This is a genomic window from Rhizobium sp. Root1203 (genome assembly GCF_001424945.1).
GTDB lineage: Bacteria > Pseudomonadota > Alphaproteobacteria > Rhizobiales > Rhizobiaceae > Rhizobium.
Genome location: NZ_LMCW01000061.1, coordinates 1 through 2,788, shown reverse-complemented (window position 1 = coordinate 2,788; position 2,788 = coordinate 1). Strand labels below are relative to the sequence as shown.

3 protein-coding genes are annotated in these 2,788 nt (G+C 61.2%); all 3 read right to left on the bottom strand.

Annotated features, from left to right (window positions below):
- Positions 1 to 254: 254 nt before the first annotated feature.
- Complete coding sequence (locus ASC97_RS29395; protein ID WP_057471877.1) at positions 255 to 905, bottom strand: flavin reductase family protein; 651 nt, start codon at positions 903 to 905, stop codon at positions 255 to 257.
- 1 nt (position 906) lies between these two features.
- Complete coding sequence (locus ASC97_RS29390; protein WP_057471876.1) at positions 907 to 2,331, bottom strand: M24 family metallopeptidase; 1,425 nt, start codon at positions 2,329 to 2,331, stop codon at positions 907 to 909.
- Between the two features lie 34 nt (positions 2,332 to 2,365).
- Positions 2,366 to 2,788: ABC transporter permease (locus tag ASC97_RS29385; RefSeq protein WP_244481624.1), on the bottom strand; the 423-nt coding region annotated here is incomplete at its 5' end.

Sequence of the window (2,788 nt, the reverse complement as noted above, 5' to 3'; positions counted from 1 at the left end):
AATGGCTCCGCACCGCAACCCGCCGCTACCGCCCCGAATACAGCAACCCAAAACCGCTGGAGCGAACTCAAAACTGGATAAAACTTGGGGGCAACGTCATGGCTACTATCTCCGCACGGAAAAGTGACTTCTTCTCAATGAGTTGGGCGATCTCCGCCGGAGTTCCGTTGGCTATCCGTCGTGCTCGAAGGCGGCTAGGAAAATTGGCTGGGGACCCCGTTTGGTATCTAGGGACATCCTTGTTTAACCGTGGCTTATTCTGCGGCCACTTTCCGGCCTTCCCACTCCTGTGGCGTCAGCGTCTTGACGTCGAACTGGTCGCGCGTACGGGTGTAGGTGTGGCCACCCATGCGGCCGACGGCGTCCATCATTTGCTGGTCGATGTGCAGATTTGACGCATTAATCGCGTCGCTGCGGACGAAGACGCCGACGACCTCGCCGAGGATGATCTCACGGGCGGGGCCGACTTGCAGAGTGGTGTGGCGGCGGCATTCCAAGGCTGCCGGCGCCGCAAGGATTCGCGGGCTGCGGACCATCTGTCCGGGCACGGTAGCGAGGCCCGCCTCCTCGATCTCATCAACCTCGGGGCCGAATTTGATGGCGCAGACCTCCATCTGGTCGACGAGGGCATTATCGCAGATGTGGACTGTGAACTCGCCAGTCTCCCGGATGTTGCGGGCGGTATCCTTGAAGCGCATGTCGGCGTAGTTCTCGACGCCGATGGCGACGATGGCCGGATCGTGGGTGAGCACATTGAAAAAGCTGAAGGGGCCGGCGTTCGGCTGGCCGTCCTTGTTGACGGTCGTCACCAGCGCGATCGGCCGCGGGATCACGGTGCCGATCAGGATCTTGTAGCGCTCGCGCTCGTTGAGGCTGGAAAAGTCGAAATGGGTATGATCGTACATATCAGGCCTCGGCTGCGATGCGGTGGGTTTCAAGCGGGGTATGGCGGGAAAGGTTCTCGAAGCCATCCTTGGTGACGACATACATGTCGCCGACATTGCACCCGGCCGACAACGGTTCCAGCCATTGGGTATGGAGCACGAAGACCATCCCCTCCTCCATCCGGTCGTAATTGTGCGAGGAGATGTTGAAGCTGTTCTGACCACCCGCCATGCCGACGGAATGGCCAAGATTGGGGTTATGCGGCCCGTGGGTTGCCGGGTAGACGTGCATGAGTTTGCGACCCTGCGCCTCCCAGTCGATGTTCTTCACATATTGGCGCGGGATGAGGCGGGCGCTGCCGTCGTCCAACGGCGCCCAGTTGTATGGCATAGTCCTCGCCTCGAGCGAAGCCAGCATGCCGCGCTCGATCATCGGCTCAAAGGCTGCGTTGTTGACGTCACGCATCAGGGCACCGGGGCGGATCAGCTTTTCGGCCCGCTTGACGCCCTCAGTGCAGGCATCAAGCACCTCTTCCTGCCGTTTGGTGATCTCGCCGACCGCGATCATGCGCGCGGTCTGGGCGGTGTAGCCGCGATAGGTCACGTTGGAGACATATAGATTGATCAGGTCGCCCGGCCGTACGACGTGGCCGTAGGGTTTGCCGCAATGGGTGCCGAACTCGTTGATGCCAATCTGGTAACCATCGCCGGTCTCGCCGCCATAAGTGAGCTGCGCCTGCGTGAAGGCGGCGTAAATCTCATGGTCGGTCACACCGGGCTTGGCGACATGACAGGCCGCCTGCGTGGCGATGCTGATGAGCTGGGCTGCGGCGCGGAACATGGTGATCTCGCGCGGCGAGCGGACCTTCTGCATCCGGTCGAGAATGGCGTTGTCGGCGACGAATTTGGTCTTCGGCATCAATTCATCGAGCGCCGCCCAGAAGGTCAGCGACGTCCGATCGCCGATGCGGCCGATCTGGGCCTTGGCGAGCCCCATGCCCGCCAGGAGTTCGGCACATTTCTCCGCCGTCTTAACGACGCTGTCGCCCGGACGGTCGGCATATTCGCGGCCGATCGGGCCGATCTGCCAGATGTCCTCGACCAGAACCGGCTCGCCGCCGGGTGGCAGTAGCACCGACTGGGTGAAGAAGGACAGAAGCGTCAACGGCTTGTCGCTGTCGGTCGGGATAATCAGCACACCCTCGCGCATCCAGTCGCAGATATAGCGCAGATAGTGATTTGAGGTATGGAACCAGCCGACGCCCCCAGTGTGGACGATCAGCGCATCGTGCCCGGCTTCCACAGCGTGACGGCGGATGCGGCGCAGGCGATCCTCGAACTCCTCGACCGGCAGCGGCAGAGGTGCATCGAAATCGAAGTCCGGCTGGAAATCGGCGAGCAGTGAACCGACGCGATAGGAGCCTGACTTGGTTGCGCTAGGGGTCATGGGTGTTTCCTTCCAGATTATTATTGGAGTTTGATCAGGCCTGCCGCGGCGCGAGAACGCGCCTTGCGACGAGCATGACGATCAGGGTGAGGCCGATGAGGATGCCCGAGATCGCGGCGACGCGAACGTCGAGTGACTCCTCGATCAGCGCGAACATCCGGAGCGGCAGGACCGTGGTCTCGGCATCCGCAAGGAAAAGCGAGATCGAGACATTGTCCAGCGACTGGATGAAGACGAGAAACGCGCCGGCGAGAATGCCCGGCATCAGCAGCGGCAGCGTCACACGGCGAAGCGTGGTGAACCAGGATGCGCCCATGACGGTCGATGCTTCCGCGAGCGAAGGATTGAGTCCTTGCGTGTTGGTTTCCACGCGGAACTGAGCCGGTTTTTCCACCGAGAAGTGAGCCACCTCTAAGTATGGTTTTCTGATCAGGGTTTGGTCAAGGGATTGGCTTTT

Coding starts and splice junctions, on each gene's coding strand:
- ASC97_RS29395 (WP_057471877.1), bottom strand. CDS start 905: ATGTACGATCATACCCATTTCGACTTTTCCAGCCTCAACGAGCGCGAG.
- ASC97_RS29390 (WP_057471876.1), bottom strand. CDS start 2,331: ATGACCCCTAGCGCAACCAAGTCAGGCTCCTATCGCGTCGGTTCACTG.